At 66.1% G+C, this 25930-nt stretch carries 27 protein-coding genes; 11 read left to right on the top strand and 16 right to left on the bottom strand.

The window, feature by feature from the left end:
- Nucleotides 1-55: 55 nt before the first annotated feature.
- Genes KF871_RS13020 through KF871_RS13035 form a run of 4 tightly spaced genes read right to left on the bottom strand, consistent with a single transcriptional unit; the run spans nucleotide 56 to nucleotide 5110 of the window.
- The gene (locus tag KF871_RS13020) at nucleotides 56-1345 is read right to left on the bottom strand and encodes a replication-associated recombination protein A (protein WP_291143064.1); all 1290 of its coding nucleotides are present in this window, start codon (nucleotides 1343-1345) and stop codon (nucleotides 56-58) included.
- Between the two features lie 15 nt (nucleotides 1346-1360).
- A complete protein-coding gene (gene lolA / locus KF871_RS13025; protein ID WP_291143067.1) occupies nucleotides 1361-1999 on the bottom strand; it encodes an outer membrane lipoprotein chaperone LolA in 639 nt (212 codons plus the stop codon).
- Nucleotides 2000-2046: 47 nt separating this feature from the next.
- Nucleotides 2047-4383, bottom strand: a complete 2337-nt coding sequence (locus tag KF871_RS13030) for a DNA translocase FtsK (protein WP_291143071.1) — start codon at nucleotides 4381-4383, stop codon at nucleotides 2047-2049.
- A 52-nt stretch (nucleotides 4384-4435) separates the two neighbouring features.
- Nucleotides 4436-5110 carry a Crp/Fnr family transcriptional regulator gene (locus KF871_RS13035; RefSeq protein WP_291143073.1) on the bottom strand — a complete coding sequence of 225 codons (675 nt, stop codon included), beginning with the start codon at nucleotides 5108-5110 and terminating at the stop codon, nucleotides 4436-4438.
- Between the two features lie 162 nt (nucleotides 5111-5272).
- Between KF871_RS13035 and trxB the strand changes: the two genes are divergently transcribed.
- From trxB to rpmG, 3 genes are all read left to right on the top strand, one after another.
- Nucleotides 5273-6220: a thioredoxin-disulfide reductase gene (trxB, locus tag KF871_RS13040; protein ID WP_291143076.1), complete on the top strand. Its 948-nt coding sequence runs from the start codon at nucleotides 5273-5275 to the stop codon at nucleotides 6218-6220.
- Nucleotides 6221-6403: 183 nt separating this feature from the next.
- Entirely contained in the window at nucleotides 6404-6637 is a 234-nt protein-coding gene (gene rpmB, locus KF871_RS13045) for a 50S ribosomal protein L28 (RefSeq protein WP_070400609.1), read from the top strand.
- Between the two features lie 11 nt (nucleotides 6638-6648).
- Nucleotides 6649-6819: a 50S ribosomal protein L33 gene (gene rpmG, locus KF871_RS13050; protein ID WP_251710571.1), complete on the top strand. Its 171-nt coding sequence runs from the start codon at nucleotides 6649-6651 to the stop codon at nucleotides 6817-6819.
- A gap of 95 nt (nucleotides 6820-6914) precedes the next feature.
- Here the strand turns inward: rpmG and KF871_RS13055 are convergent, their stop codons facing one another.
- Both KF871_RS13055 and KF871_RS13060 read right to left on the bottom strand, forming a co-directional pair.
- Nucleotides 6915-8141 (bottom strand): fatty acid desaturase, encoded by a 1227-nt coding sequence (locus KF871_RS13055; protein ID WP_291143080.1) that lies wholly within the window; start codon nucleotides 8139-8141, stop codon nucleotides 6915-6917.
- 168 nt (nucleotides 8142-8309) lie between these two features.
- Nucleotides 8310-9578: an RsmB/NOP family class I SAM-dependent RNA methyltransferase gene (locus tag KF871_RS13060; RefSeq protein ID WP_291143083.1), complete on the bottom strand. Its 1269-nt coding sequence runs from the start codon at nucleotides 9576-9578 to the stop codon at nucleotides 8310-8312.
- A 37-nt stretch (nucleotides 9579-9615) separates the two neighbouring features.
- Between KF871_RS13060 and KF871_RS13065 the strand changes: the two genes are divergently transcribed.
- The 3 genes from KF871_RS13065 (at nucleotide 9616) to KF871_RS13075 (ending at nucleotide 12749) form a co-directional block, all read left to right on the top strand.
- On the top strand, nucleotides 9616-11235 hold the full coding sequence (locus tag KF871_RS13065) for a peptide chain release factor 3 (protein WP_291143085.1): 1620 nt from the start codon (nucleotides 9616-9618) through the stop codon (nucleotides 11233-11235).
- A complete protein-coding gene (locus KF871_RS13070) occupies nucleotides 11232-12068 on the top strand; it encodes an AraC family transcriptional regulator (RefSeq protein ID WP_291143087.1) in 837 nt (278 codons plus the stop codon). The genes KF871_RS13065 and KF871_RS13070 overlap by 4 nt, the downstream gene beginning before the upstream one ends.
- 66 nt (nucleotides 12069-12134) lie before the next feature.
- Complete coding sequence (locus KF871_RS13075) at nucleotides 12135-12749, top strand: LysE family translocator (RefSeq protein ID WP_291143088.1); 615 nt, start codon at nucleotides 12135-12137, stop codon at nucleotides 12747-12749.
- Nucleotides 12750-12755: 6 nt separating this feature from the next.
- On the opposite strand, the gene purN is transcribed toward KF871_RS13075, so the two are convergent.
- Nucleotides 12756-13355, bottom strand: a complete 600-nt coding sequence (purN, locus tag KF871_RS13080; RefSeq protein WP_291143090.1) for a phosphoribosylglycinamide formyltransferase — start codon at nucleotides 13353-13355, stop codon at nucleotides 12756-12758.
- 134 nt (nucleotides 13356-13489) lie between these two features.
- On the opposite strand from purN, the gene KF871_RS13085 reads away from it, so the two are divergent.
- Nucleotides 13490-14671, top strand: coding sequence for an acyl-CoA dehydrogenase family protein (locus KF871_RS13085; RefSeq protein ID WP_291143093.1), 1182 nt, complete (start codon nucleotides 13490-13492; stop codon nucleotides 14669-14671).
- A gap of 10 nt (nucleotides 14672-14681) precedes the next feature.
- Nucleotides 14682-15797 carry an acyl-CoA dehydrogenase family protein gene (locus KF871_RS13090; RefSeq protein ID WP_291143096.1) on the top strand — a complete coding sequence of 372 codons (1116 nt, stop codon included), beginning with the start codon at nucleotides 14682-14684 and terminating at the stop codon, nucleotides 15795-15797.
- A gap of 36 nt (nucleotides 15798-15833) precedes the next feature.
- Here the strand turns inward: KF871_RS13090 and murB are convergent, their stop codons facing one another.
- The gene (gene murB / locus KF871_RS13095) at nucleotides 15834-16886 is read right to left on the bottom strand and encodes a UDP-N-acetylmuramate dehydrogenase (RefSeq protein WP_291143101.1); all 1053 of its coding nucleotides are present in this window, start codon (nucleotides 16884-16886) and stop codon (nucleotides 15834-15836) included.
- A 33-nt stretch (nucleotides 16887-16919) separates the two neighbouring features.
- Here murB and KF871_RS13100 point away from each other — a divergent pair, with 33 nt between their 5' ends.
- Nucleotides 16920-17405 (top strand): YajQ family cyclic di-GMP-binding protein, encoded by a 486-nt coding sequence (locus tag KF871_RS13100; RefSeq protein WP_291143104.1) that lies wholly within the window; start codon nucleotides 16920-16922, stop codon nucleotides 17403-17405.
- Nucleotides 17406-17407: 2 nt separating this feature from the next.
- On the top strand, nucleotides 17408-18052 hold the full coding sequence (locus KF871_RS13105; protein WP_291143107.1) for a TIGR02281 family clan AA aspartic protease: 645 nt from the start codon (nucleotides 17408-17410) through the stop codon (nucleotides 18050-18052).
- Between the two features lie 3 nt (nucleotides 18053-18055).
- Here the strand turns inward: KF871_RS13105 and KF871_RS13110 are convergent, their stop codons facing one another.
- The 4 genes from KF871_RS13110 to KF871_RS13125 are packed head-to-tail and all read right to left on the bottom strand — an operon-like array spanning nucleotide 18056 to nucleotide 20618.
- Nucleotides 18056-18415: a RidA family protein gene (locus tag KF871_RS13110; protein ID WP_291143110.1), complete on the bottom strand. Its 360-nt coding sequence runs from the start codon at nucleotides 18413-18415 to the stop codon at nucleotides 18056-18058.
- On the bottom strand, nucleotides 18412-19041 hold the full coding sequence (plsY, locus tag KF871_RS13115) for a glycerol-3-phosphate 1-O-acyltransferase PlsY (RefSeq protein ID WP_291143113.1): 630 nt from the start codon (nucleotides 19039-19041) through the stop codon (nucleotides 18412-18414). Before plsY ends, KF871_RS13110 begins: the two co-directional genes overlap by 4 nt.
- A gap of 33 nt (nucleotides 19042-19074) precedes the next feature.
- Nucleotides 19075-19569 (bottom strand): aminoacyl-tRNA deacylase, encoded by a 495-nt coding sequence (locus tag KF871_RS13120; protein WP_291143116.1) that lies wholly within the window; start codon nucleotides 19567-19569, stop codon nucleotides 19075-19077.
- Nucleotides 19566-20618, bottom strand: coding sequence for an aldo/keto reductase (locus KF871_RS13125; protein ID WP_291143119.1), 1053 nt, complete (start codon nucleotides 20616-20618; stop codon nucleotides 19566-19568). The genes KF871_RS13120 and KF871_RS13125 overlap by 4 nt, the downstream gene beginning before the upstream one ends.
- Nucleotides 20619-20756: 138 nt before the next feature.
- On the opposite strand from KF871_RS13125, the gene KF871_RS13130 reads away from it, so the two are divergent.
- Nucleotides 20757-21434, top strand: coding sequence for an OmpA family protein (locus KF871_RS13130; RefSeq protein WP_291143121.1), 678 nt, complete (start codon nucleotides 20757-20759; stop codon nucleotides 21432-21434).
- 158 nt (nucleotides 21435-21592) lie between these two features.
- On the opposite strand, the gene KF871_RS13135 is transcribed toward KF871_RS13130, so the two are convergent.
- From KF871_RS13135 to KF871_RS13150, 4 genes are all read right to left on the bottom strand, one after another.
- Entirely contained in the window at nucleotides 21593-23005 is a 1413-nt protein-coding gene (locus tag KF871_RS13135; protein WP_291143201.1) for a gamma-aminobutyraldehyde dehydrogenase, read from the bottom strand.
- Nucleotides 23006-23078: 73 nt separating this feature from the next.
- Nucleotides 23079-23885 carry an ABC transporter permease gene (locus KF871_RS13140; RefSeq protein WP_291143124.1) on the bottom strand — a complete coding sequence of 269 codons (807 nt, stop codon included), beginning with the start codon at nucleotides 23883-23885 and terminating at the stop codon, nucleotides 23079-23081.
- A complete protein-coding gene (locus KF871_RS13145) occupies nucleotides 23875-24831 on the bottom strand; it encodes an ABC transporter permease (protein WP_291143126.1) in 957 nt (318 codons plus the stop codon). The genes KF871_RS13140 and KF871_RS13145 overlap by 11 nt, the downstream gene beginning before the upstream one ends.
- Nucleotides 24828-25841, bottom strand: a complete 1014-nt coding sequence (locus tag KF871_RS13150; protein WP_291143128.1) for an ABC transporter ATP-binding protein — start codon at nucleotides 25839-25841, stop codon at nucleotides 24828-24830. The genes KF871_RS13145 and KF871_RS13150 overlap by 4 nt, the downstream gene beginning before the upstream one ends.
- Nucleotides 25842-25930: the final 89 nt, after the last annotated feature.

The following is a 25930-nucleotide window of genomic DNA, read 5'->3' on the forward strand; positions in this document are numbered from 1 at the left end:
AACTCAAGGGAAAACCCGGTGCAGAGGCACTCCCATCAGTCGGTCTGCGACCGTATCAGGAATTCTGATGGTTGAGTCGGCGCAGCTCGCGCAAGCGCTCCGCGATGCGGATTTCGAGACCGCGCTCGACCGGTCGGTAGAGCTCAGCGGGCGTCATGCCCGTTGGCCAATAGTTTTCGCCCGCTGCCACGCCACCGACCTCGTCGTGTGCGTACCGATAGCCCTTGCCATGGTCCAGATCCTTCATGAGCTGGGTCGGCGCGTTGCGCAGATGCAGGGGCACGGGTCGGGAGCCCTCGCGTTTGACCAGGGCGCGCGCTTCGTTGAAGGCCTTGTAGACGGCGTTGGACTTGGGCGCCATGGCCAGGAACACCACGCACTCGGCCAGCGCCAGTTCACCTTCGGGCGACCCCAGGCGCTCATAGACCTCGGCCGCGTCGAGCGCCAGCCGCAAGGCGCGGGGATCGGCCAGGCCGATGTCCTCCGCGGCCATGCGGATGAGGCGGCGCGCGAGGTAGCGCGGGTCTGCGCCGCCATCGAGCATGCGAACAAACCAGTACAAGGCGGCGTCGGGGTCAGAGCCGCGCACCGATTTGTGCAGCGCGCTGATGGTGTCGTAGAACTGATCGCCGCCCTTGTCGTAGCGGCGCATGCGCTCGCCCAACACACGCAGCAGCCAGGCGTCGTCGATGCGGTCGAGCTTCTCGCGGCCAGCGGCCACAGCCAGCGTCTCCAGCGTGTTGAGCAGGCGCCGAGCGTCGCCGTCGGCGTAGCCGACCAGTCGCGCGATGGCGGCTTCGTCGATGGCTGGCACCGCCTGGATGGCCTGCGCCTTGGCCACGATGGCACGAAGGTCGTCGTCGGTGAGCGACTGCAGCACATACACGGCCGCGCGCGACAACAGCGCCGAATTGACCTCGAACGACGGGTTCTCGGTGGTGGCGCCGATGAAGGTGAACAGGCCGCTCTCGACGTGGGGCAGGAAGGCGTCCTGCTGGCTCTTGTTGAATCGATGCACCTCGTCGACGAAGACGATCGTGCGCTGGGCATGCAGGCCATCGCGCGCGGCTTCGGCGCGCTCCACCGCTTCGCGGATGTCCTTGACGCCACCCAACACCGCGCTGATGGTGATGAACTGCGCGTCGAAGGCATCGGCCATCAGCCGGGCGATGGTGGTCTTGCCAACACCAGGTGGGCCCCAAAGGATGCAACTGTGCGGCTGACCGGACTCGAAGGCCAGTCGAAGCGCCATGCCCTCACCCAGCAGATGCTGCTGGCCGATGACCTCGCCCAGCGTGCGCGGGCGCAGCCGCTCGGCCAATGGGACGTGTGTGGCGGTGTTCAAACGCGCGCGCGGCCCTCAGGGCCGGATCACGTCGGCACCCGCGGGCGGGGTGAAACGAAACTCGTTGCCGGTCAGCGCCGGGTTGCTCTGCCATTGGGTGAATCGCAGGGCCGACAGTTGCCCGAGGCCATCCTCGATGTCCAGGGCAGCCAGGCGGTTGCCCGAAAAGCCCAGCCGCACCTTGCGAAGTTGCCCATCTCGCTGGCGCGGCACCGCTTCCACCCACTGGAGGCCATCGCGCTCCGGAGCCGACTTCAGTTCAAAACTCTCGCGCAAGGCCTTCAGGTCGGCCGACGAAGCGATGATGGCCGCCGGTGTGCTGCCCAGCGCGTCCTGCTGGCGCCGCACCGTGACCTGGTTGAGGTCCACGTCGTAGAGCCAGAGCTGCTGGCCATCGGCCACGATCACCTGCTCGAAAGGCTTGAGGTAGTCGAAGCGGAAACGGTCGGGGCGCTGAAAGGCGAAGCGGCCCCGGCTGGTCTTTTGTCGGGCTTTCGTCTCGTCCGCGCGCTTGGGCGAGGTCACCACCTGCGTGAACTCGGCGCTGGCGCTGTTGGATTCGCGCAGAAAGGTCTCGAGCGCCTGCAAGCCGTCGGCATGGGCCGGTGCCACCACACCCCAGAGCATCACCAGCGAAAGGGCGGTCGATCGCATCCACATCACCATGAGAGCCCCGCACCCGACGGAAGTTGCAGATTCGCTCATTCGGGCCGTCCACCCACGAGGATGTCGCGCTGACCACTGCTGGTGAGCGCGCTCACCAGGCCCGCGTTCTCCATGTCTTCCAGCAGGCGCGCGGCGCGGTTGTAGCCAATCTTGAGCTTGCGCTGCACGTAGGAGATGCTGGCCTTGCGGTCCTGCAGCACAATGGCGACCGCCTGATCGTAGAGCGGGTCCTTTTCGCCACCGGCATCGCCGCCCTCGCCGAAGATGTCACCGCCCTCCCCGTCACCGGCGCCGCCATCGAGCACGCCGTCGATGTAGTCGGCCTCGCCTTGCTCCTTGAGGTAGCCCACCACCCGGTGGACCTCATCGTCACTGACGAAGGCGCCGTGCACACGCGTGGGAAAACCGGTGCCGGACGGCAGGTACAGCATGTCGCCCATGCCCAGCAGGCTTTCCGCCCCCATCTGGTCGAGGATGGTGCGGCTGTCGATTTTGCTGCTGACCTGAAACGCGATGCGGGTGGGGATGTTGGCCTTGATCAGGCCCGTGATCACGTCGACGCTGGGGCGTTGCGTGGCCAGGATGAGGTGGATGCCGGCCGCGCGGGCTTTCTGCGCCAGGCGTGCAATCAGTTCTTCGATCTTCTTGCCGACCACCATCATCAGGTCGGCCAGTTCGTCGATCACGACCACGATGTAGGGCAGGCGATCCAGCGGCTCGGGCTGCTCGGGCGTCAGCGAGAACGGATTGCCGATGGACTCGCCGCGCGCCTTGGCTTCGTCGATCTTGGTGTTGAAGCCCGCCAGGTTGCGTACGCCCATCTTGCTCATGAGCTTGTAGCGCTTCTCCATCTCGGCCACGCACCAGTTCAGTCCGTTGGCCGCGTGCTTCATGTCGGTGACGACCGGTGCCAGCAGATGCGGTATGCCCTCGTACACGCTCATCTCGAGCATCTTCGGGTCGATGAGCAGCAGGCGCACATCCTTGGGGTCGGCCTTGTACAGCAGCGACAGGATCATCGCGTTGATGCCCACCGACTTGCCCGATCCCGTAGTGCCCGCCACCAGACAATGCGGCATCTTGGCGAGGTCGGCCACCACCGGCAGACCACCAATGTCCTTGCCCAGGCCAATGGTCAACAACGACCTGGCGTCGTTGTAGACCTGCGACCCCAGGATCTCCGACAGGCGAATCGTCTGGCGCTTGGCGTTGGGCAGTTCCAGCGCCATGAGGTTCTTGCCCGGGATGGTCTCGATCACCCGGATGGACACCAGCGACAGCGAACGGGCGAGGTCGCGACTGAGGTTGACGATCTGCGAACCTTTGACGCCCGTGGCCGGCTCGATCTCGTAGCGGGTAATCACAGGACCGGGCGCGGCGGCCACGACGCGCACATCCACGCCAAAGTCCTTGAGCTTCTTTTCGATCAGGCGGCTGGTCATCTCCAGCGTCTGCGCATCGACCGTGGTCTGCTGACCCGGCGCAGCGTCAAGCAGATCGACCTGGGGCAGCTTGCTGTCGGGCAACTCGGTGAACAGCGGCTTCTGGCGTTCCTTGGCCACACGCTCGCTCTTGGGCACCTCGACCATCGTCGGCTCGATGACCACCGGCACCGGGTGGTGTTCTTCGATCTCGACCCGCTCGGTGTGAACCACCTCTTCGCGCTCGCGCGCGGCCTGTCGCCCGATGCGTTCGTCTTCCAGTTCCTCGCGCTTTTCCCGACGGGATTCGAACCAGCCATAGACGGTCTGTCCCATCACCTCGGCCCAGTGCCCCCAGGAAAAGCGAAACACCAGCGGCAAACAGGCCAGCAACAGCGCCAGCAGCGCCAGCGCCGACCCCGTGAAACCCAACCACCGTTGTGCCAGCGGCCCCAGCGCATGGCCGAGCACCCCACCCGCATGCCCCGGCAACAAGGACTCCAGCCTGTAGAGGCGGCTCCACTCCAGCGCTGCACTGACCGACAACAACGCCACCAGACCAAGCCAGAACACCGCCCTGCGACCCATGGGGCGTTGCCACCAACGCGCACCCTCGGGCGTGGCTGCGGTGCCTCTCAGCCAGCGTGCCAGCGCTGACAGCCACACACGCACACCCGCAGCGAAGGCCCACCAGACCGTGAATCCGAACAGATAGTAGCTTGCGTCGGCCACCAGCGCACCCAGCCGACCGGCCCAATTGCCCACCTCGGCCCGGGATCCGGTGGTGCTCCACGCCGGGTCCGCCAGGGAATGGCTGAGCAAAGCCAGCAACCAGAAGGCGAGCGCCGCGGCGCCCAGCACCAGCCCGATTTCCTGCGCAAAGCGCGCGATGCCACTGACCGCAGGCGCGTCGCGGCGATCGGCGTTGAGGGTGTTCAATGAATACGTCATGACCAGCGGTTAGCAAGCGCAAGCTTACCGCAGCCGCCGGCGCAAACCGCCCTCACCCCAGGGTGTTGAGGCGCTCCTTGATGATCGTGGCGCCGTCTTCGCTGACCTCGATGAAGCCCCGGTCCTCAAGGTCTTTCATGACCCGGCTCACCATCTCGCGCGAAGCCCCGATCATCTTGGCCACGTCCTGGCGCGACACGCGTTCGCGAATCATGAGTTGGCCATCGCGCCCTGGCTGGGCCTGCTCGAGCAGCGCGCGGGCCACACGCCCATAGACGTCCAGCAAGGCCAGCGATTCGATCTTGCGATCGGCCTGGCGCAAGCGCTGCACCAGACCACGCATCACCGCGTAGGCCATTGAGGAGTTTTCAGGCAGGCAGCGGGCAAATTCGTTGCGCCCCAGGATGAGCACGTCGGTCTGGACTTCGGCACGCACCGTGGCCGAGTGTGGCTGGTTGTCAATCAGGCTCATCTCACCCACGTAGTCGCCGGGGTTCATGGTGGCCAGGATGACCTCGCGGCCCCGGCTGTCGGTGGTGACCACCCGTGCGCGCCCCGTCAATACGATGGCCAGGCAGTTGGACTTCTTGCCCTGCTCGACGATGCATTCGCCGCGCTTGTAGCGCCGCTTGACCACCGCGTCTGCCACCGATTCGGCCTGCGCCTGCGTGAGTGTGGAAAACAACGGTACGCGGCGAATCAGGTCGAGATTGGACAGGATGGACATGCGTGTATTCCAAGACGTTCGCGGCGAAGCGGGCCCGCGTCCCTACAATTCCGGCCAAACCCATCGACGCACTGCATGCGCCGTTGACTATCGCGCCGGTTAACCCCATATACCCCTGCGACTCTAAACCAATTGCCCCATTTTTTGATGGGACTCACGAGCATGAAACACGCGAAAGTCCTGATCCTGGGCTCCGGCCCTGCCGGCTACACCGCCGCTGTCTACGCCGCGCGCGCCAACCTCGACCCCCTGCTGATCACCGGCATCGCGCAAGGCGGCCAGCTGATGACCACCACCGAAGTGGACAACTGGCCGGCCGATGTGCACGGTGTTCAGGGCCCGGATCTGATGCAGCGCTTTCAGCAACATGCAGAGCGTTTCAAGACCGAGATCGTGTTCGACCACATCAACAAGGTCGACTTCTCCAAGCGCCCGTTCGTGCTCACGGGCGACAACGGCCAATACAGCTGCGATGCGCTCATCATCGCCACCGGCGCATCGGCCAAGTACCTTGGCCTGCCCTCTGAAGAAGCCTTCATGGGCAAGGGCGTGAGCGCGTGCGCTACCTGTGACGGCTTTTTTTACCGTGGTCAGACCACCTGCGTTGTCGGCGGTGGCAACACCGCTGTCGAAGAAGCGCTGTACCTGTCGAACATCGCCAGCAAGGTCTACCTCGTGCACCGACGCGACAAGTTCCGCGCCGAACCGATCCTGGTCGACAAGGTGATGGAGAAGGTCAAGGAAGGCAAGATCGAACTCAAGTTGTTCAAGGCGCTGGATGAAGTGCTGGGCGACGACACCGGCGTCACTGGCATTCGTCTCAAGGACACCCAGAGCGGCGCCACCGAAGACGTGAAACTGCAGGGCTGCTTCATTGCGATCGGGCACCAGCCCAACACCGAAATCTTTCAGGGCCAGCTCGAGATGAAGGATGGCTACATCGTCACCAAATCCGGGTTGAGTGGCATGGCCACCATGACCAGCGTTCCGGGGGTTTTTGCCGCAGGCGACGTCCAGGACCACGTCTATCGCCAGGCCATTACCAGCGCCGGCACCGGCTGCATGGCCGCACTCGACGCGCAGCGCTTCCTGGAGCAGCAGGCGGATTGATTTCCCAGACTTCGCGGTTATGGCTATAATCGCGGGCTTTGCTGAATGCCGGGCCTTCGCCTGGCAAACCGCGATCCCCGGGTTACCGCCACCCTTAACTGGCGAGGTGAGGCTGAACGCCAGTCGCGGAAATCCTTCTGCGACCCGCTGCGAACAGCCGAGTGAATGGATCGGAGTGTCCTCATGGCACGCGTCTGCGACGTCACGGGCAAGAAGCCCCAGGTCGGGAACAACGTTTCCCACGCCAACAACAAAACCAAGCGCCGGTTCTTGCCGAACCTGCAATACCGCCGTTTCTGGGTCGAGAGCGAGAACCGCTGGGTTCGTTTGCGCGTCTCGGGCGCTGCCCTGCGCCTGATCGACAAGAAAGGCATCGACGTCGTTCTGGCCGACATGCGCGCCAACGGCCAGGCTTAAGGAGAACCACCATGGCAACCAAAGGCGGCCGCGAAAAAATCAAGCTGGAGTCCACAGCGGGCACCGGCCATTTCTACACCACCAACAAGAACAAGAAGACCACGCCCGACAAGCTGCTCTTCAAGAAGTTCGACCCCGTCGCCCGCAAGCACGTGGATTACAAGGAAGTGAAGCTCAAGTAAGAGCAACACTTGCCCGACAAAAAAGCCCGCTGCCGCGGGCTTTTTTTTTGGGCTGCTGCCCCGTAGGGCAACAGCGTTTCATTGACCTGGCGTTCTCAGGCGTGTGCCGAGCGCAAGCGAACCGAGAAGTCGCGCAACGCCGCAATGCCGCTCTCTTCGGCGCGACGGCACCAAGCCTGCAGATCGGCGGCCAGTTGCTCACGCGTGGCATTGGTGCTCGACCAGAGCGCCCGCAACTCTTCGCGCATGGTGACCATCTTGTCGAGCACCGGGTGCTCGGCACGGGCCTGGGCCAGTTGCGGCTTGACCGCCGTAGGCACCTTGTCGTCGTCGCGGTGCAACCAGCGCTTGGCCGCCTTGAGCACCGAGGCGTCGGCCTGACGGGCCTTGAGCGTGGCAATTTCGTTTTTGCAGGCTTCGCGCAGCTCGCGCGCGTAGCCTGCCATCACCTCGTAACGGTTGGCGATGATGGCTTCAAGCGTCTTCTCGTCGGCCACCGGTCGCACATCGCCGAAGGCCATCTTTGGCGGAACCTTCTTCACCGTGGCCAGGCCCAGCGCCGACAGACCACGGATGTACATCCAGCCGATGTCGAACTCGTAAGGCTTGACCGACAGCTTGGCCGACGTCGGGTAGGTGTGGTGGTTGTTGTGCAGTTCTTCGCCACCAATGATGATGCCCCAGGGCGACACGTTGGTGCTGCCGTCGGTGGCCTCGAAGTTGCGGTAACCCCACCAGTGGCCAATGCCGTTGATGATGCCGGCCGCAGTGATGGGGATCCATGCCATCTGGATCGCCCAGACGGTCAGACCGAGCGCGCCGAACAGCGCCACGTCCAGGATGAGCATGAGGCTCACACCCAGCGCCGAATGGCGGGTGTACACGTTGCGCTCGATCCAGTCGTTGGGCGTGTTGTGGCCGAAACGCTCCATGGTCTCGGCGTTCTTGGCCTCGGCTCGGTAGAGCTCGGCGCCTTCCCAGAACACCTTCTTGATGCCGAAGATGTGCGGGCTGTGGGGATCGCCCTCGTGCTCGCACTTGGCGTGGTGTTTGCGGTGGATGGCCGTCCACTCCTTGGTGACCATGCCGGTCGTCATCCAGAGCCAGAAACGGAAGAAATGCGACGCGATCGGGTGCAGGTCCAGGGACCGGTGCGCCGAATGGCGGTGCAGGTAGATCGTGACGCTGGCGATGGTGACGTGCGTGAGCAGCAATGCCACCAGCATCGTCTGCCACCAAGCCAGGCCCATCAGGCCGTTGGAGAGAAAGTCCACAAGGCCGCCCCAGAGGGTCGACAGGAAACCGGTATCGGAAGAATTCATCTAGGTCCCAAGAGGACTGCCCATGAATGAGAAGGACACAAAGACCCCCGTCCCGGGCAGATGGACGGGGCAAGCCGCGATTGTAGGTGGGGGGGGCCTCTCACACCAAGCGCATTGGCCGCCCGAAAGCCTCGAACAGATGGTCAAGTGCGGGCCAATTGACCTCGATCAAGCGGCTTTCCGCCAGACGGCGGCAAAGAAGCCGTCGGTGTGATGGCGATGGGGCCACAAGCGAAGGAAGCGCCCACCTTCGCCAGACGTCAGCGTTGCGGCCTCCGGGACCCGCAAACCGGCCAGCAGGTCACCCACAGGCTCGGCCACGAAGCCCGGGTGGTCTGCGCCAAAGGCCTCGGCCACGGCTTCGTTCTCCTCACGCAGCAAGCTACAAGTGGCATAGACCAGGCGCCCGCCCGGCTTGAGCAGACGCGCCGCGCTCGCCAGGATGGCACGCTGCGTGTCCGTTTGGGCCGCCACCGTCTCGGGCGTGTGGCGCCATTTGAGGTCGGGGCTCCGGCGCAAGGTACCGAGCCCGGAGCACGGCGCGTCCACCAGAACCCGGTCGATCTTGCCGGCCAGGCGCTTGATGCGCTCGTCGCGTTCGTGCGCAATGGCCACCGGGTGCACATTGGACAAGCCACTGCGCGCCAGGCGCGGCTTGAGCCCGTCCAGCCGGTGTGCGGACGTGTCGAACGCGTAGAGCCGCCCGCTGTTGCGCATGGCGGCGCCGATGGCGAGCGTCTTGCCGCCAGCGCCGGCGCAGAAATCCACCACCATCTCGCCTCGGCGGGCGTCCAGCAGCAGGGCCAGCAGCTGCGAGCCTTCGTCCTGCACCTCCACTTCGCCCTGCGCGTAGGGCGCCACCTTGGTCAACATCGGTTTGCCTTCCAGGCGGATGCCCAGCGGCGAATAAGGCGTCGGCTCGGCGGTCAATGCCGCCGCACGCAAGGCCTGCAGCGCGGCGTCCCGCTTGGTCTTGAGCAGGTTGACGCGCAGGTCCAACGGCGCGGGCTGCAGCAGGCTGGCTGCCAGATCGTCGAACGCATCGCCCACCTGCGCGCGCAAGGCATCGGCCAGCCATTCGGGCAGGTTGTGCCGATGCGGGGCGAGCCATTGGTCGTCCCGAACCGCGGCGCAGGCGTCCAGCCAGTTCTTCTCGGGCTCGCTGAGCGCGCTCTTGAGAAAGTCGCGGTCACCCGGGAATGACAGGATGGCCAGGCGTCGCCATTTGGAGCCGCTGCCGGAGCGGGCCAGCCACTCCAAGCGCAGCCGCTCGCGCAGTGTGGCGTAGACCGAGGCCGACAAGGTGGCGCGCTCGCGCGGACCCAGGGACTTGTTGTCGCGGAAGTGGCGGGCCACCACCGCGTCGGCGGGGTGCTGGAAGCGAAAGACCGCTTCGATCAGGTTGGCGCTCTCGTCGAGCAGGGCTTTGGGGTGCATGGGGGCGGTATTGTCCCCCGATCGATAATCCGCGGTTATGTCAGACATCCCCGATCAGGTTCGGCGCCGCCGCACCTTCGCCATCATTTCCCACCCCGACGCGGGCAAGACCACGCTCACCGAGAAGCTGTTGCTGTTCTCCGGCGCCATCAACATCGCCGGCAGCGTGAAGGCGCGCAAGGCCGCGCGCCACGCCACCAGCGACTGGATGGAGATCGAGAAGCAGCGCGGCATTTCGGTGGCATCCAGCGTGATGCAGATGGAATACCGCGACTGCGTCATCAACCTGCTGGACACGCCGGGCCACCAGGACTTCTCCGAAGACACCTACCGCGTGCTTACAGCGGTGGATGCCGCTCTGATGGTGATCGACGCCGCCAACGGCGTGGAGCCGCAGACGCGGCGCCTGCTGCAGGTTTGCCGGGCGCGCAACACGCCCATCATCACCTTCATCAACAAGATGGACCGCGAGGTGCAGGCGCCGCTCGACCTGATGGACGAGATCGAGCGTGAGCTGGGCATGACGGTGGTGCCCTTCACCTGGCCCATCGGCATGGGCAAGACTCTTCGCGGTGTGTACGACCGCCGCGCCGAACGCATGCGCGTATTCACGGCCGGCGAAGACACGCGCGGCGGCGACGAGGAGGTGCTTGAAGGCCTGGACAACCCCGAGTCCGCGAAGCGCTTCGGCGCTGAGTTCGCCCAGGCCAAGGACGAGCTCGAGCTGGTCGAGGGCGCATCGCCTGCCTTCGACGAGGGCGCCTTCCTGCAAGGCCACCAGACACCCATGCTGTTCGGCTCGGCCGTCAACAACTTCGGCGTGCGCGAAGTGCTGGATGCCCTGGTCGATCTCGCTCCGCCGCCCGGCGCGCGCAGCGCCCTGCAGCGCACGGTCGAGCCCATCGAGCCCAAGTTCAGCGGCGTGGTGTTCAAGATCCAGGCCAACATGGACCCGGCGCACCGCGACCGCATCGCCTTCGTGCGCGTGGCCAGCGGCCATTTCGAACGCGGCATGCGGCTGAAGGTGGTGCGCAGCGGCAAGGAACTGCGCCCCAACACCGTGGTTAGCTTCCTGTCGCAACGGCGCGAGCTGCTCGACGAGGCGTTCGCAGGCGACATCATCGGCATCCCCAACCATGGCGTGCTGCAGCTGGGCGACACCCTCACCGAAGGCGAAGCGCTGCAGTTCACCGGCCTGCCCTTCTTCGCGCCCGAGATCATCCGCAGCGTCGAAGTGGCCGACCCGTTGCGCAGCAAGCAGTTGCGCGCCGGCCTGACGCAGCTCGGCGAAGAAGGCGCGATCCAGGTGTTCCGCCCGGTCGCTGGCAGCGTGCTGTTGCTGGGCGCTGTCGGGCAACTGCAGTTCGAGGTGGTGGCCCACCGGCTTGAGCACGAGTACGGCGTCAAGGCGCGCATCACGGGCAGCTCGTACAACGTGGCGCGCTGGGTCACCTGCGCGCCCGAGGACGGTGGCGAACAGGAGCTCAAGCGCTTCATCGACGCCAACGCGCACCGGGTGGCGCTGGACGCGGTGGACGCACCCACGGTGCTGCTGGACCACATGGCGACGCTGCGGGCGGTCGAGGCCAACTGGCCCAAGATCAAGTTCCACGCCATGCGCGAGCACGCGGGCCTGGTGTTTCACAAGTCGATGTGAGGCACCAACCCGCGCACTGCGTCGAGGTCCGGCAGGGCCCGCTGCCCGGCGTACACGCCGTGCTGACCGACAGCGAGCGCGGCTTCGACAAGCACTGCCACGACAGCTTCGGCTTCGGGCTGATGGACGCGGGAGCGCACCGCTCCTGCAGTGGTCGGGGCCAGGTGGTGGCCCAAACGGGCGACATCGTCACCACCAACCCCGGTGAGATGCACGACGGCCACCCCGTTGGGCACCATGGGCGCCGTTGGCGCATCGTGCATCTGACGCCCGCGGCCATGGCAGCCCTGGTGGGACGAGCCGACCACGAGCTCAACCAGCCGGTGTTTGAAGACGCGCGACTTCGCACGGCCATCGGCCGCATGTTTGACCACTGGGACGCCTTGCGCTCCGACGGTGCGCCAGCGCTGGCCGGACAGTGGGAAGAGGCGCTGGGACTCGCCTGCGGCGAGCTGGTCGCTCGCCACAGCGAACAAGCGCTGGCCGACCGATCCGAACGCCTGCACGCGCCGGGCATCGAGCGGGTGCGAGACTGCCTGCAATCGCAACTGGCAGCGCCACCCGATCTGGGCGCACTGGCGGCCCTGGCGGGCCTGTCGCGCTTTCAACTGGTGCGCCAGTTCGCCCGTGCCCAAGGCTTGCCCCCCTTCGCCTGGCTGCAGCAGCAACGCCTGGCAAGAGCGCGCGAGCTGATACGCCACGGCGCCTCACTGAGCGACACCGCGCAGAACTGTGGCTTCGCCGATCAGAGCCACCTGCACCGGCACTTCGTGCGTTGCTTCGGCTTCACGCCGGGCGCCTGGCAGCGCGCCTGTCGCCCATCGCTGCAATAGCGTTCAAGACGGCCCAGGCGCCGCGCGTCACGATGGAGGCACCTACGTCATCCACGCCCTCGCTCCATGATCTCCCTCGAATTCCTGCTGACCTCGCTGCTGGTGGTGGTCACACCCGGCGCCGGCGTCTTGTTCACCGTATCGACTGGTCTGTCACACGGGCGCCTGGCCAGCGCCTTCGCCGCCCTCGGCTGCACACTGGGCATCGTGCCGCACATGGCGGCCACCGCGCTGGGGCTGGCGGCGGTGATGCATGCGGGAGCGCTGGCGTTTCAGGCGCTCAAGCTGATCGGCGTGCTGTACCTGCTGTACCTGGCCTGGGCCACCTGGCGCGATGGCGCCGCATTCGGAGCCGACGTGCGTGGCGCACAGCCCTCCGCGCTCCGACTGGTCGGTCGCGCGGTGCTGGTCAACGCGCTCAACCCCAAGTTGACGCTGTTCTTCCTGGCGTTCCTGCCGCAGTTCATGCAACAGGGCGACCCGACCCCGATGCGGCAGTTCGGCGCCCTGAGCGCGACCTTCATGGCCATGACCCTGGCGGTGTTCCTGCTCTATGGCCTGCTGGCGCACAGCGTTCGCCAACGGGTGCTCTCCTCGCGCACGGTGCAGAACGCGCTTCGGCGGGGATTTGCGTTGGCCTTCGCCGGCATGGCGGCCAAACTTGCGCTCAGCGAACGCTGAACGCGATCAGACGCCCGCAATCAGCAAATCTTCCACCGCGCGCGGGTAGATCAGGTGCTCCTGGGTGAGCACGCGCGCCGACAAAGCCTCGGGCGTGTCGTCCGGCAGCACCGGCACCACCGCCTGCGCCAGGTATTCGCCGTGATCGAGCTCGGGCGTCACGCGGTGCACCGTGGCGCCGGCGAAGCGGCAGCCGGCCTCGATGGCCCGCTGGTGCGTCCTGAGCCCCGTGAAGGCGGGCAGCAAGCTGGGGTGCACATTCACCAGGCGGCCCTCGTAGTGGCGCACGAAGTCCGGCGTGAGGATGCGCATGAAGCCGGCCAGCAGCACCAGGACCGGCCGATGGGCATCGATGGCGGTCATCAGCGCCGCGTCGAAAGAGGGGCGATCGGCGTGCAGCTTGTGGTCGACCACGGTGGTGGCCACGCCGTGCGAACGCGCCCACGCCAGGCCGGCCGCATCGGGGCGGTTGCTGACGACGGCCACCACCTCGGCACCAAAGCGTGCGGCCCATTTGCGCTGGCGCGAGGCCTGCACCAGGGCGGCCATGTTCGAGCCACTGCCCGAGATGAGAACAACGATCGGGCGGGCAACGGGCGCAGACATGGGCCGGGAGTGTAATGACGCCGTCCGACGGCTTGTCGCCGCTTGGACAGCGAAAAAACGAACGGTCGTGCGAAACTGCGACGCAGTGCAACAGAGGGCTCGCCATCCGCGCGGGCCTGCCAAGGAGACAAGCCATGGACCTGGCCTTCACGCCTGAGGAGCAGGCGTTTCGCGAAGAGATCCGCACCTGGGTGCGCGACAACCTGCCCAAGGACATCAGCGACAAGGTGCACAGCGCCATGCGCCTGACCCGCGACGACATGCAGCGCTGGGCCAAGATCCTGGGCAAGAAGGGCTGGCTGGGCTACGGCTGGCCCAAGCAGTTCGGCGGTCCGGGCTGGAACGCGGTGCAAAAGCACCTCTTCGAAGAGGAATGCGCGCTTGCCGGCGCGCCCCGCGTCGTCCCGTTCGGGCCGGTGATGGTGGCGCCCGTCATCATGGCCTTCGGCAGCAAGGAGCAACAAGAGCGCTTCCTGCCCGGCATCGCCAGCGGCGAGGTGTGGTGGAGCCAGGGCTACAGCGAGCCGGGCTCCGGCTCCGACCTGGCCAGCCTGAAAACACGCGCCGAGCGCAAGGGCGACAAATACATCGTCAACGGGCAGAAGACCTGGACCACGCTCGGTCAGTACGGCGACTGGATGTTCAACCTGGTGCGCACCTCGACCGAGGGCAAGCCGCAGACCGGCATCTCCTTCCTGCTGCTGGACATGAAGACCAAGGGTGTCACCGTGCGCCCGATCAAGCTGCTCGACGGTGACTGCGAGGTCAACGAGGTGTTCTTCGACAACGTCGAAGTGCCGGCCGAAAACCTGATCGGCGAAGAGAACAAGGGCTGGACCTACGCCAAGCACCTGCTCAGCCACGAGCGCACCAACATCGCCGACGTCAACCGCGCCAAGCGCGAGCTTGAGCGCCTCAAGCGCATAGCCAAGACCGAAGGCGTGTGGGACGACGCGCGCTTTCGCGACCAGATCGCGCTGCTCGAGGTCGACATCGTGGCGCTGGAAATGCTGGTGCTGCGCGTGCTCTCGGCCGAGAAATCGGGCAAGAACTCGCTCGACATTGCCGGCCTGCTCAAGATCCGCGGCAGCGAGATCCAGCAGCGCTACAGCGAGCTGATGATGCTGGCCGCCGGCCCCTACAGCCTGCCCTTCATCCATGAGGCCATGGACGCAGGCTGGCAAGGCGACTTCCCCGGTGGCGTGCTGGGCAACGCGCCGCTGGCGTCGACCTACTTCAACATGCGCAAGACCACGATCTACGGCGGCTCCAACGAGGTGCAACGCAACATCGTGGCGCAGACCGTGCTGGGCTGAGGAGAAGAACATGGATTTTGATTTTTCTGACGATCAGGTCGCACTGCGCGACGCGGTGCAGAAATGGGTCGAAAAGGGCTACGGCTTCGAACGCCGCCGCGCCATCGAGGCCGCTGGTGGATTCGATCGCACCGCCTATGGCGAACTGGCTGAGTTGGGGCTTGCCGGTCTGTACGTGGACGAAGCCCACGGCGGCCTGGGCATGGGCCCGGTCGAAGCGATGGTTGTGATGGAACAGCTCGGCCGCGGCATCGTACTGGAGCCCCTCGCGCAGACGCTCATCGCCACCGGCGTCATCGGCGCCTACGGCGGCGACGACGTCAAGTCCGGCTGGCTGCCAAAGATTGCGGGCGGCGAGGCCCTGGTGGTGCTGGCCCTGCAAGAGCGCGGGGCGCGCTACCGCCTCGACCGGATTGCCGCCACCGCCAGCAGCAATGGTGGCCAGTGGCGCGTGACGGGCAGCAAACAGATCGTGCCAGCGGCCGATCAGGCCGACGCCTTTCTGGTGCCCGCCATGGCCAACGGCCAACCCGCTCTGTTCCTTGTCGAGTCCGGCGCCCCGGGTGTGAAGACCTCGGGCTATCCAACGCAGGACGGCGGCCGCGCCGGCGACCTGACACTCAGCGACACCCCCGCCGTGCTGGTCAGCGCCAATGGCCAGGCGGCGCTTGAGCATGCAGTCGACATCGGCATCGCCGCCACCTGCGCCGAAGCGGTCGGCGTCATGGACCAGACGCTGGCCATCACCGTCGACTACATGAACACGCGCAAGCAGTTCGGCGTGGCGATCGCGACCTTCCAGGCACTGCGCCACCGCGTGGCCGACATGAAGATGCAGCTGGAGCTGGCGCGCTCGATGAGCTACTACGCCAGCCTCAAGCTCAACGCACCGGCCGGGGAGCGCCGCCAGGCCATGGCCCGCGCCAAGGTGCAACTGGGCAATGCCATGCGCTTCGTAAGCCAGCAGGCGGTGCAATTGCACGGTGGCATCGGTGTGACCGACGAGTACATCGTCAGCCACTACTTCAAGAAGCTGACCCAGCTCGAGATGACCTTCGGCGACACCCTGCACCACCTGGGCGAGGTGTCTGCCCGCATGCAGGACACGGCCGGCGTGTTCGCCTGACAACCCGCGCGAGCGCACCCGGCCCCGGGTGCGCGCTCAGATGACGACCGGCTCCGGCTCCAGCCGGATGCCAAAGCGCTCGTACACGCTGGTCTGGATCGCCCGGGCCAGCGTGACCACCTCGCCACCGGTGGCCCCACCGCGGTTGACCAGCACCAGCGCCTGCTTTTCGTAGACGCCCGCATTGCCCACGCCACGCCCCTTCCAGCCACAGGCATCGATGAGCCAGCCCGCGGCCAGCTTGATGCTGCCGTCCGGCATGGGGTAATGCACCACCTTGGGCTCGCGCGCAATGATGTCGGCGCAGACGTCGGGCGACACCGTCGGGTTCTTGAAGAAGCTGCCGGCGTTGCCAATCACCGCCGGGTCGGGCAGCTTGGCGCGGCGGATCGCACAAATCCAGTCGAACAGGGTCTGCGCATCGGGCGCGGTATTGCCGGTCTCGGCCATGCGCCGTTCCAGGTCGGCATAGCCCAGCACAGGCTTCCACGCCTTGGGCAGCCAGAAGCGCACGCGCGTGATCAGGGCACGCCCCGCCAGACCGAAGTCGCGCGTGTCGGACGACGCATGTTTGAACACCGAATCGCGGTAACCGAAACCGCATTTGCCAGCATCCAGGGTGAACGACTCACCGGTGCGCAAGTCAATGGCGTCCAGCGAGTGAAAGCGGTCCTGCAGTTCGACACCATAGGCACCAATGTTCTGCACCGGTGACGCGCCCACCGTGCCCGGGATCAGCGCCAGGTTTTCCAACCCGGGCCAGCCCTGCTGCAGGGTCCATTGCACGAAGGCGTGCCAGTTCTCCCCGGCACCGGCTTCGACCAGCCAGCCTTTGGGGCCGTCGTCAACCAGACGCCGGCCCATGATCTCGACCTTGAGCACCAGGGGCTTTACGTCGCCGGTGATCACCAGGTTGCTGCCTCCACCCAGCACGAAGGGCATGCCGCCGCGGGTAAGACCCGCCCAATCGGCCGACGCCAGCAGGCCCAGCAGGTCGGCCTCCTCGCGGATGCGCACCAGTTGGTGGGCTTTGGCCACGATGCCAAAGCTGTTGTAGGCCTGTAGCGGTACCTGCTTCTCGACTATCATGGCCGCGATTTTCTCACCCCCTTTGTGTCCGCCATGCCCTCGTTCGATACCGTCCTCGAAGCCGACCTTGTTGAAGTGAAAAATGCCGTCGATCAGGTAGCGCGCGAAATCGGCACGCGCTTCGATTTCAAGGGCACCAGCGCCGCCATCGAACTCAAGGACAAGGAAATCACCCTGCTCGGCGACGCCGACTTCCAGCTCCAGCAGATTGAAGACGTGCTGCGCAACAAGCTGGCCAAGCGCAACGTGGATGTGCGCTTCCTCGATGTGGGCAAAGTCGAAAAGATCGGCGGAGACAAGGTCAAGCAGGTGGTCAAGGTGCGCAACGGCATCGCCACCGAAGACGGCAAGAAGATCCAGCAGGCCATCAAGGCCAGCAAGCTCAAGGTGCAGGCCGCCATCCAGGGTGACGCAGTGCGCGTGACCGGCGGCAAGCGCGACGACCTGCAAAGCGCCATCGCCCTCATCAAGACCGAAATGAAGGACCTGCCCTTGTCCTTCAACAACTTCCGGGACTGAGCATGCTGCACCGGCTGCTGGCCACGCTCGCTGCGGGTCTGGCCTTGCCGGTGCTGGCGCAATCGGTCGCGCTCTCGGGCGTGTCCGGGCAGCGCGCGCTGCTGGTGGTGGACGGGGCGCAGCCACGCTTCGTCGCCGCAGGCCAGATGCACCAGGGCGTGCGCGTGGTCTCGGTGCAAGGCGACACCGCCATCGTCGACATCGCCGGGCGGCGTCAGACCTTGCGTGTTGGCGAGTCGCCGGTGAGCATGGGCAGCGCAGCGCCTGCCTCAGGCGAATCGGCCCGCGTGGTGCTGACCGCCGACGGCCAGGGTCACTTCATGCCGCAAGGTCAGATCAACGGCAAACCGGTGCAGTTCATGGTCGACACCGGTGCCACGCAAGTCATCATCGGCGAGCCCGAAGCGCGCCGCCTGGGGCTCGACTTCTCCAAAGGCCAACCCGTGCAGGTGACCACCGCCAATGGCGCGGCGACGGGCCACCGCCTGGTCCTCGATTCGGTGCGCATTGGCGACGCCCAAGTCTATGGCGTGGGTGCCATCGTGCTGCCGCAATCGGCGCCCTTTGTGCTGCTGGGCAACAGCTTTCTCACGCGATTTCAGATGCAGCGCACCAACGACCAACTGGTGCTGCAGCGGCGCTATTGAGCCTCAGGCCTGCGCGGCCGTGACCACGATCTCGATGCGGTAGGCCGGGTTGGCCAGCGCGGCCTGCACCGTGGCGCGCGGTGGCGCAGCGCCCGGCACCACCCAGGCGTCCCAGACCTCGTTCATGGCCGCGATGTCGCGAATGTCAGTGAGGTAGATCTCCGCACGCAGGATGCGCGACTTGTCGCTGCCGCAATCCTTCAGCCGCATGGCGACCTGCTCCAGCACATCCTCGGTCTGGCCTTTGATATCGACGTCGCCGCGCTCGGGCACCATGCCCGCCAGAAACACGATGCCGTTGCACACCGCCGCTTCGCTGTAGCGCTTGGCCATGCCCACGCGGGTGATGGTGTTCCCGCTCATGACTTCTTCGCTCCCAGTTTGCTTTCCTTGCCCGCGATCAGGCGATTGATGTTCTCGGCGTGGCGCCAGACCAGCAGCACCGACATCACCGCCAGGCCCAGCACCATCACCCCGGGCGCCGACCAGGCCACACCCGCGCCCAGCAGAAAGTAGGCCGGCGCAAACACCGCCGTCACGATGGACGCCAGCGACGAATAGCGAAAGAAGAAGGCCACGATCACCCAGGTGGCCAGCGAGGCCAGGCCCAGCCAAGGGTTGAAGGCCAGGATGACGCCGGCCGCCGTGGCCACGCCCTTGCCACCCTGAAAGCGGAAGAACACCGGAAACAGGTGGCCCAGAAACGCCGCCAGCCCCACCATGGCCACGGTGCCATTGCCCAACCCGTAGGGCTCGCCAAACATCTGCACCAGCACCACCGGCAGCCAGCCCTTGAAGGCATCGAGCAGCAGCGTGACGATGGCCGCGGCCTTGCTGCCCGAGCGCAGCACGTTGGTCGCGCCCGGGTTCTTGCTGCCGTAGGTGCGCGGGTCGGCCAGGCCCATGGCGCGACTGACCACCACCGCGAACGACAGCGATCCAATCAGGTACGCGACCAGCGTGGCCAGTGCGGGATAGAGCGATTGCAAGGGTGTCTCCTCACGCGTTGTGCAAAGCGGGCGTCATTCTGCCAGCGCGCACTGCACCGATTGCGCTCCGAGCGGGCCCGCCAGCACAGCGGGGTCGATGCCAACCAGAAAGCCGCGCCGGCCACCGTTGATCCAGATCCTCGGCAGTGCCAGCACGCTGGTCTCGACATACACCGGCATCTCGCGCTTGAGCCCAAAGGGTGAGGTACCACCCACCTGGTAGCCGCTGTGGCGGGTGGCCACCTCGGGCTTGCACGGCTCGACCGACTTGGCGCCAATCTGGCGCGCCAGGTTCTTGGTCGACACGGTGCGGTTGCCGTGCATCAGCACCGCCAGCGGCCGCGCCGCCTCGTTCTGCATGATCAGCGTCTTGACCACAGCAAACGGGTCGAGGCCCAGCACCTGCGCACTGTGCTGCGCTCCGCCGTGCTCCAGGTACTCGTAGGGATGCTCGGTGAACGCCACGCCATTGGCCTTGAGCCAGGCCGTGGCGGGCGTTTCCGAGACGTGCGCAGCGCGCTTGCTCACTGGGCAGGGTCGCGCGCTTCCCAGCGGATCTTGTCGATCGCGCCCAGCAGCTCGGGCGACAACTGCACGTCCCAGGCATCCAGGCATTCGTCGAGCTGCGCCACGCTGGTCACGCCGATGATGGTGCTGGCCACGCGCCAGTTGCGATAGCAAAAAGCCAGCGCCAACTGCGAGGGCGTCAGGCCGTGCTCGCGCGCCAGGGTGTTGTAGCGCTTGGCCGTGGCCAGCGATTCGGGGCGACCCCAGCGCTGTTTGCGCATGCTCTCGAACAAGGCCATGCGGCCGTGGTCACCCACCAGACCGGTGTCGTCGTACTTGCCGGTCAGCAGCCCGAAGCCCAGCGGCGAGTACGCCAGCAGCGACACCTCGGTGCGGTGGCAGGTTTCGTCCAGGCCGTTTTCGTAGGCGCGGTTGATCAGGCAGTACGGGTTCTGCACCGTGGCCACGCGCGGCAGTCCATGCTGCTCGGCCAGGCGGACGAACTCGTGCACGCCGTAAGGCGTCTCGTTCGACAGACCGATGGCACGCACCTTGCCGGCCTTGACGAGTTCACTCATGGCCTCAAGCTGCACGTGGATCGAGGCGCAGTCTTTGTCTTTGGTGGGATCGAAGTAAACGGCACCAAACGCCGGCACGTTGCGCGCCGGCCAGTGGATCTGGTACAGGTCGATCACATCCGTCTGCAGACGGCGCAGGCTGCCTTCGCAGGCCTGCACGATCTCGGCCTTTGTCAGCCCCGATTGATCGCCACGGATCCACGGCATGCCACGTGAAGGGCCCGCCACCTTGGTGGCGAGCACCACCTTCTGCCGCAGCCCGGGCGTGCCCGCAAACCAGTTGCCGATGATGGTCTCGGTGGCACCGCAGGTCTCGGCGCGCGCAGGCACCGCGTACATCTCGGCGGTGTCGATGAAGTCCACACCTCGCTCGAGCGAGCGGTCAAGAATGCGGTGCGCCGTGGCCTGATCGACCTGCTCGCCGAAGGTCATGGTGCCGAGGCAGATGGGTGTGACACGAAGCGGGCTCTGGCCGAGTGAAACGGGTTTCATGCAAGGATTTGTAAGTTCGTCGGACATCGGTGAGGCGGACACCTCAGGGGGGTATAAGTTTAGGCCTTGGTCTACAACCCACGCGCGTCGTCGGTTGCGCTGCGCAACCGACACCTTTCATCACGTGAGGATTTCTCCATGAACAACTTCCAACACACCCACAACATCCCCCGTGCCATCGCCGCTGTCGTCGTCGCCGCTTCCATCGCCATTTCCGGCTGCGCCAACATGAGCCAGACCCAGCAGGACAGCGCCAAGGGGGCCGGCATCGGCGCCGCCGCGGGCGCGGTGCTCGGCGCGCTCACCGGTGGATCCAAGGGCGCGGCACAAGGCGCCGTGATTGGCGCCGGCGCAGGCGCACTCGGTGGCTACATCTGGTCCACGCGCATGCAGGAGCAGAAAAAGCAGATGGAAGCCGCCACCGTGGGCACCGGCATCGGCGTGAGCCAGACCGCCGACAACCGCCTCAAGCTCGAGATTCCGGCCGACGCCGGCTTTGCATCCGGGCGCTCCAGCCTCAGCCCCACGCTGGTGAACGTGCTGGCCCAGTTTGCCACCACGCTGCAGCAGAACCAGGTGACGCAGGTGGCCATCATCGGCCACACCGACAGCTCTGGCAGCGACGCCATCAACAACCCCTTGTCCTTCGATCGCGCCAACGCCACCAAGGACTATCTGGTCTCGCGCGGCGTGTCCCCGGCGCGCATCGCCACCGATGGACGCGGCTCACGCGAGCCAGTGGCCGACAACGGCACGCCGGCCGGACGCGCCGCCAACCGACGCGTCGAAATCTACGTGGCCGAACCCGCAAGCTGACGGATCCTTGCTGTCACGCTTCTCAAGCCCGGCCAAGGCCGGGCTTTTTTCTTGCCGGCATGCTGCCCGCATTCGCCCGGAGACACCGCGGAACTGGCTTCGCCAGGCCGCAGGTGTCGCCCCCTTGAGGGGGTCGCGTGAAGCGCGGCGGGGGTGTTTCAGAGTTTGGCCATCACGTGCCGCGCCACGGTGTAGTCCTCCAGCGCGTACATGGACATGTCCTTGCCGTAGCCACTGTGCTTGAGGCCGCCGTGCGGCATTTCATTGACCAGCATGAAGTGGGTGTTGATCCAGGTGCAGCCGTATTGCAGCTTGCGCGCCACCTTGAGGGCACGCCCCACGTCCTGCGTCCAGACCGATGAGGCCAGGCCGTAGTCCGAATCGTTGGCCCAGGTGATGGCTTCGTCGGGGTCCGAGAAGCGGGTGATCGAAACCACGGGGCCGAACACTTCGCGCCGCACGATCTCGTCGTCCTGGCGCGCACCGGCAATCACCGTGGGTTCGTAGAAAAAGCCGCTGCCCGCGCGCATCTTGCCGCCGGCGGTGATTTCCATGTGACCCACCATCTGCGCGCGCTCCACGAAGCTGGCCACGCGGTCGCGCTGGCGGTCGCTGATCAGCGGGCCAAGCTCCACGCCCTCTTCGTCCTGCGTGCCCATCTTGATGGTCTTGACCGCGCTGCTGAGGTCGGCCACGAGGCGGTCGTACACCTTGGCGCCCGCGTACAGGCGGCAGGCCGCGGTGCAGTCCTGCCCAGCGTTGTAGTAGCCAAAGGTGCGGATGCCTTCAACCACCGCATCCAGGTCCGCGTCGTCGAACACGATCACCGGCGCCTTGCCGCCCAGCTCCAGGTGCGTGCGCTTGAGCGTGCCCGTGGCCGCCTGCAATATCTTGCGCCCGGTGGATACGTCACCGGTGAGCGAGACCATGCGCACCAGCGGGTGCTCCACCAACGGCTGCCCCACGCTGGCGCCACGGCCACACACCACGTTGAAGACGCCCTTGGGCAGGATGTCGGCGACCACGCGCGCCAGCATGAGCGACGACAGCGGCGTTTGCTCGCTGGGCTTGAGCACCACCGTGTTGCCGGCCGCGAGCGCTGGCGCGATCTTCCAGGCCGCCATCATCAACGGGTAGTTCCATGGCGCGATGGAGCCGACAACGCCGATCGGGTCGCGCCGGATCATGCTGGTGTGTCCCGCCAGGTATTCGCCTGCCAGCGGCCCGTGCAGGTTGCGCGCGGCGCCCGCAAAGAAGCGGAAGCAATCGGCGATGGCAGGGATCTCGTCCTCGAACGCGCGCACGTAGGGCTTGCCGCAATTGAGCGACTCCAGTCGGGCAAAGGTCTCGGCGTTGGCCTCCACTGCATCGGCCATCTTCAGCAGCGCGCGCGAGCGCTCCATTGGCGTGGTGTCGCCCCAGCTGTCGAACGCGCGGTTGGCGGCCAGCACCGCGCGGTGGATCTGGTCGTAGGAGGCCTCGGGCACTTCGGCCAGCACAGCGCCCGTCGCCGGGTTGAGGACCTTCTCGACCTCGCCTTCGCCGGCGACGAACTGCCCGTCGATGAACAGCTCGGTGTGCAACAGGTGCTTGAAATCGGGTGTCTTGCCCATGGTGTTCTCCGGTGTCTTGCGGATGGAAGGGTCAGCGGTTGCCGGGCTGCTCGTCAGCGCGGGTCAGGTAGTAAGCCGCCAGGATGGGGATGAAGGTGAGCGCGATGATCACGACGGCCACCACGTTGGTCACCGGGCGCTGGCGCGGGCGGATCAGCTCCTGCAGCATCCAGATGGGCAACGTGGTCTGCTGGCCGGCGGTGAAGGTGGTGACGATGACCTCGTCAAAGCTCAGCGCAAAGGCCAGCAGGCCACCGGCGAGCAGCGCAGAGCCCAGCTGCGGCAGGATCACGTAGCGGATGGTCTGGAAGGTGTCGGCACCCAGGTCCATCGAGGCCTCGATCAGCGACGGGCTGGTGCGCCGCAATCGCGCCACCGCGTTGTTGTAGACCACCACCACGCAGAAGGTGGCGTGGCCGATGACGATGGTCCAGAAGCTGAAGGGAATCTCCAGCGTGCTGTAGGCGCTGCGCAGCGCGATGCCCGTGATCACGCCCGGCAAGGCGATCGGCAGGATCAGCAGCAGCGAGACCGCGTCGCGGCCGAAGAAACGGGTGCGCGCCAGGCCGGCCGCAGCCAGGGTGCCGAGCACCATGGCGAACAGCGTAGCCATGAGTGCCACCCGCATGGACAGGCCAATGGCCGCCCACACGTCCTCGCGCTCCCAGGCCACGGCGAACCACTTCGCCGTCAGCGCCGGCGGTGGGAACACGTAGCTCTTGTCCTCGGCGCTGAACGCATACAGGATGATCAGCGCGAGCGGAATGTGCAGGAACAGCACGGCGCCCCAGGTCGCCGCCCGCAGCCCCCAGCCGGCTTTCGATGGGTCAGAGCGCATCGAAGGCCCCCAGTCGTTTGGCGATCCACAGGTACACGCCGATCACCACGATGGGCACCAGCGAGAACGCCGCCGCAAACGGCAGGTTGCCGGCCACACCCTGCTGGCGATAGACCACCTGCCCGATGAACAGGGTCGAGTCCCCGATCACCTGCGGAATGATGTAGTCGCCCAGTGTGAGCGAGAAGGTGAAGATCGAGCCGGCTGCGATCCCTGGCATGGCCAGCGGGAAGATGACCTTCCAGAAGGTCATCGACCCGCGCGCACCCAGATCGCCGGAGGCCTCCAGCAGCGAGCCCGGGATGCGCTCGATCGCGGCCTGGATCGGCAGGATCATGAACGGCAGCCACATGTAGACGAACACGATGAAGGTGCCCAGGCGCGAGAAGGACAGCGAGTTGCCACCGATGCCCGGTGTAGCCAACACCGCGTCGAGCAGCCAGGTCAGGTGCAGCTCGGCCAGCACCCAGCCGATGGCGCCCTCTTTGGCCAGCAGCAGCTTCCACGCATACAGGCGCACCAGGTAACTCGACCACAGCGGCAACATCACCGCGATGTAGAGCAAGGCCTTGTGCGGGCCGCGCGCATGGCGCGCCATGTAGTAGGCAATCGGGAAGGCGATCGCGGTGCAGGCCACCGTCACCAGCACGGCCATGAGCACCGTGCGCCAGGCGGCATCCAGGTTGGCCGGTTGAAGCAGGTCGCGAAAGTTCTGCAGCGTCAGGGTGGACCGGTCCACCACGCCCGAGAACTCGTCGAGCGAGAAAAAGCTGTTGGCCAGCAAGGCGAACAGCGCGCCCAGGTAGACCACGCCAAACCACAGCAGCGGCGGCACCAGCAGCGAAGCGAGCGCCAGACCGCGCCGCCGGTACAGCAGGTCGGACACGCGCCGCCACAGGCCGCGCGGCGCGCTCGACGTGATGGGCAGCGCCGCAGACAGGCTCATGCGCCGGCTCCCGCCAGCGGGTGCACCGCGTCATCGGCCCACCGCAAGCCGACCGTGCTGCCGCGAAGGGGCAGTTGCGGATGTTGCTCAGGGTTCAGGTCGACCGCAATGGCGGCACCCTGCCAGTCCAGGTGCACACGCGAGAAGGCGCCGAAGTACTGCGTGTCGGTCACCGTGGCGCGAATCTGTCCTTCGCCATCCGGCAGCAGGCGAATCCGCTCCGGGCGCAACATGGCCGACGGCAGCCCGGTCAACGACAGCGCGCGGTCGCCATCGAAGACATTGGCCGCGCCGACGAACTCGGCCACGAAGCGGGTGGCGGGCCGGTTGTAGATCGCCGTGGGTGCATCCACCTGTTCCAGCCGGCCGTTGTTGAACACGCCGATGCGGTCGCTCATCGACAGCGCCTCGTGCTGGTCGTGCGTGATGAACAGGAAGGTGATTCCCAGCTGGCGCTGCAGGGCCTTGAGCTCGGTCTGCATCTGCTCGCGCAGCTTGAGGTCCAGCGCGCCCAGGGGCTCGTCGAGCAGCAACACCTGGGGCTGATTGATGAGGGCGCGCGCCAGCGCCACGCGTTGACGTTGCCCACCCGAGAGTTGTCCCGGACGCCGCTCGCCCACACCCGGCAACCGCACGAGCTCGAGCATCTCTTCGGCACGGCGGTGGCGTTCGGCGCGCGCCACCTTCTGCACCATCAGCCCATAGGCCACGTTGTCGCGGATGCTCATGTGCGGAAACAGCGCGTAGTCCTGGAACACGGTGTTCACCGGCCGTGCGTAAGGCGGCGCCAGGGTCACGTCCTGCCCACCAATGTGGATGCGCCCGCTGGTGGGCAGGGTGAAGCCGCCAATCATGCGCAGGCAAGTGGTCTTGCCCGATCCCGAGGGTCCCAGCAAGGTGAAGAACTCACCCCCCTCGATCTTGAGGTCCACACGGTCGACCGCACGCACGGTCTGTGCGCCCGAGCCGAACACGCAGGACACACCATCAAGAACAACCGCAACTGTCATGAGAACACGCAACGAAAAACAGAACCTGACCGAGAGCAGCCGAGGAGCCGGCTCCGCCGGTCCTCAAGCTGCGCCCCCTCTGAAGGGGG

Source organism: Hydrogenophaga sp., from assembly GCF_019635465.1.
Lineage (GTDB): Bacteria > Pseudomonadota > Gammaproteobacteria > Burkholderiales > Burkholderiaceae_C > Hydrogenophaga.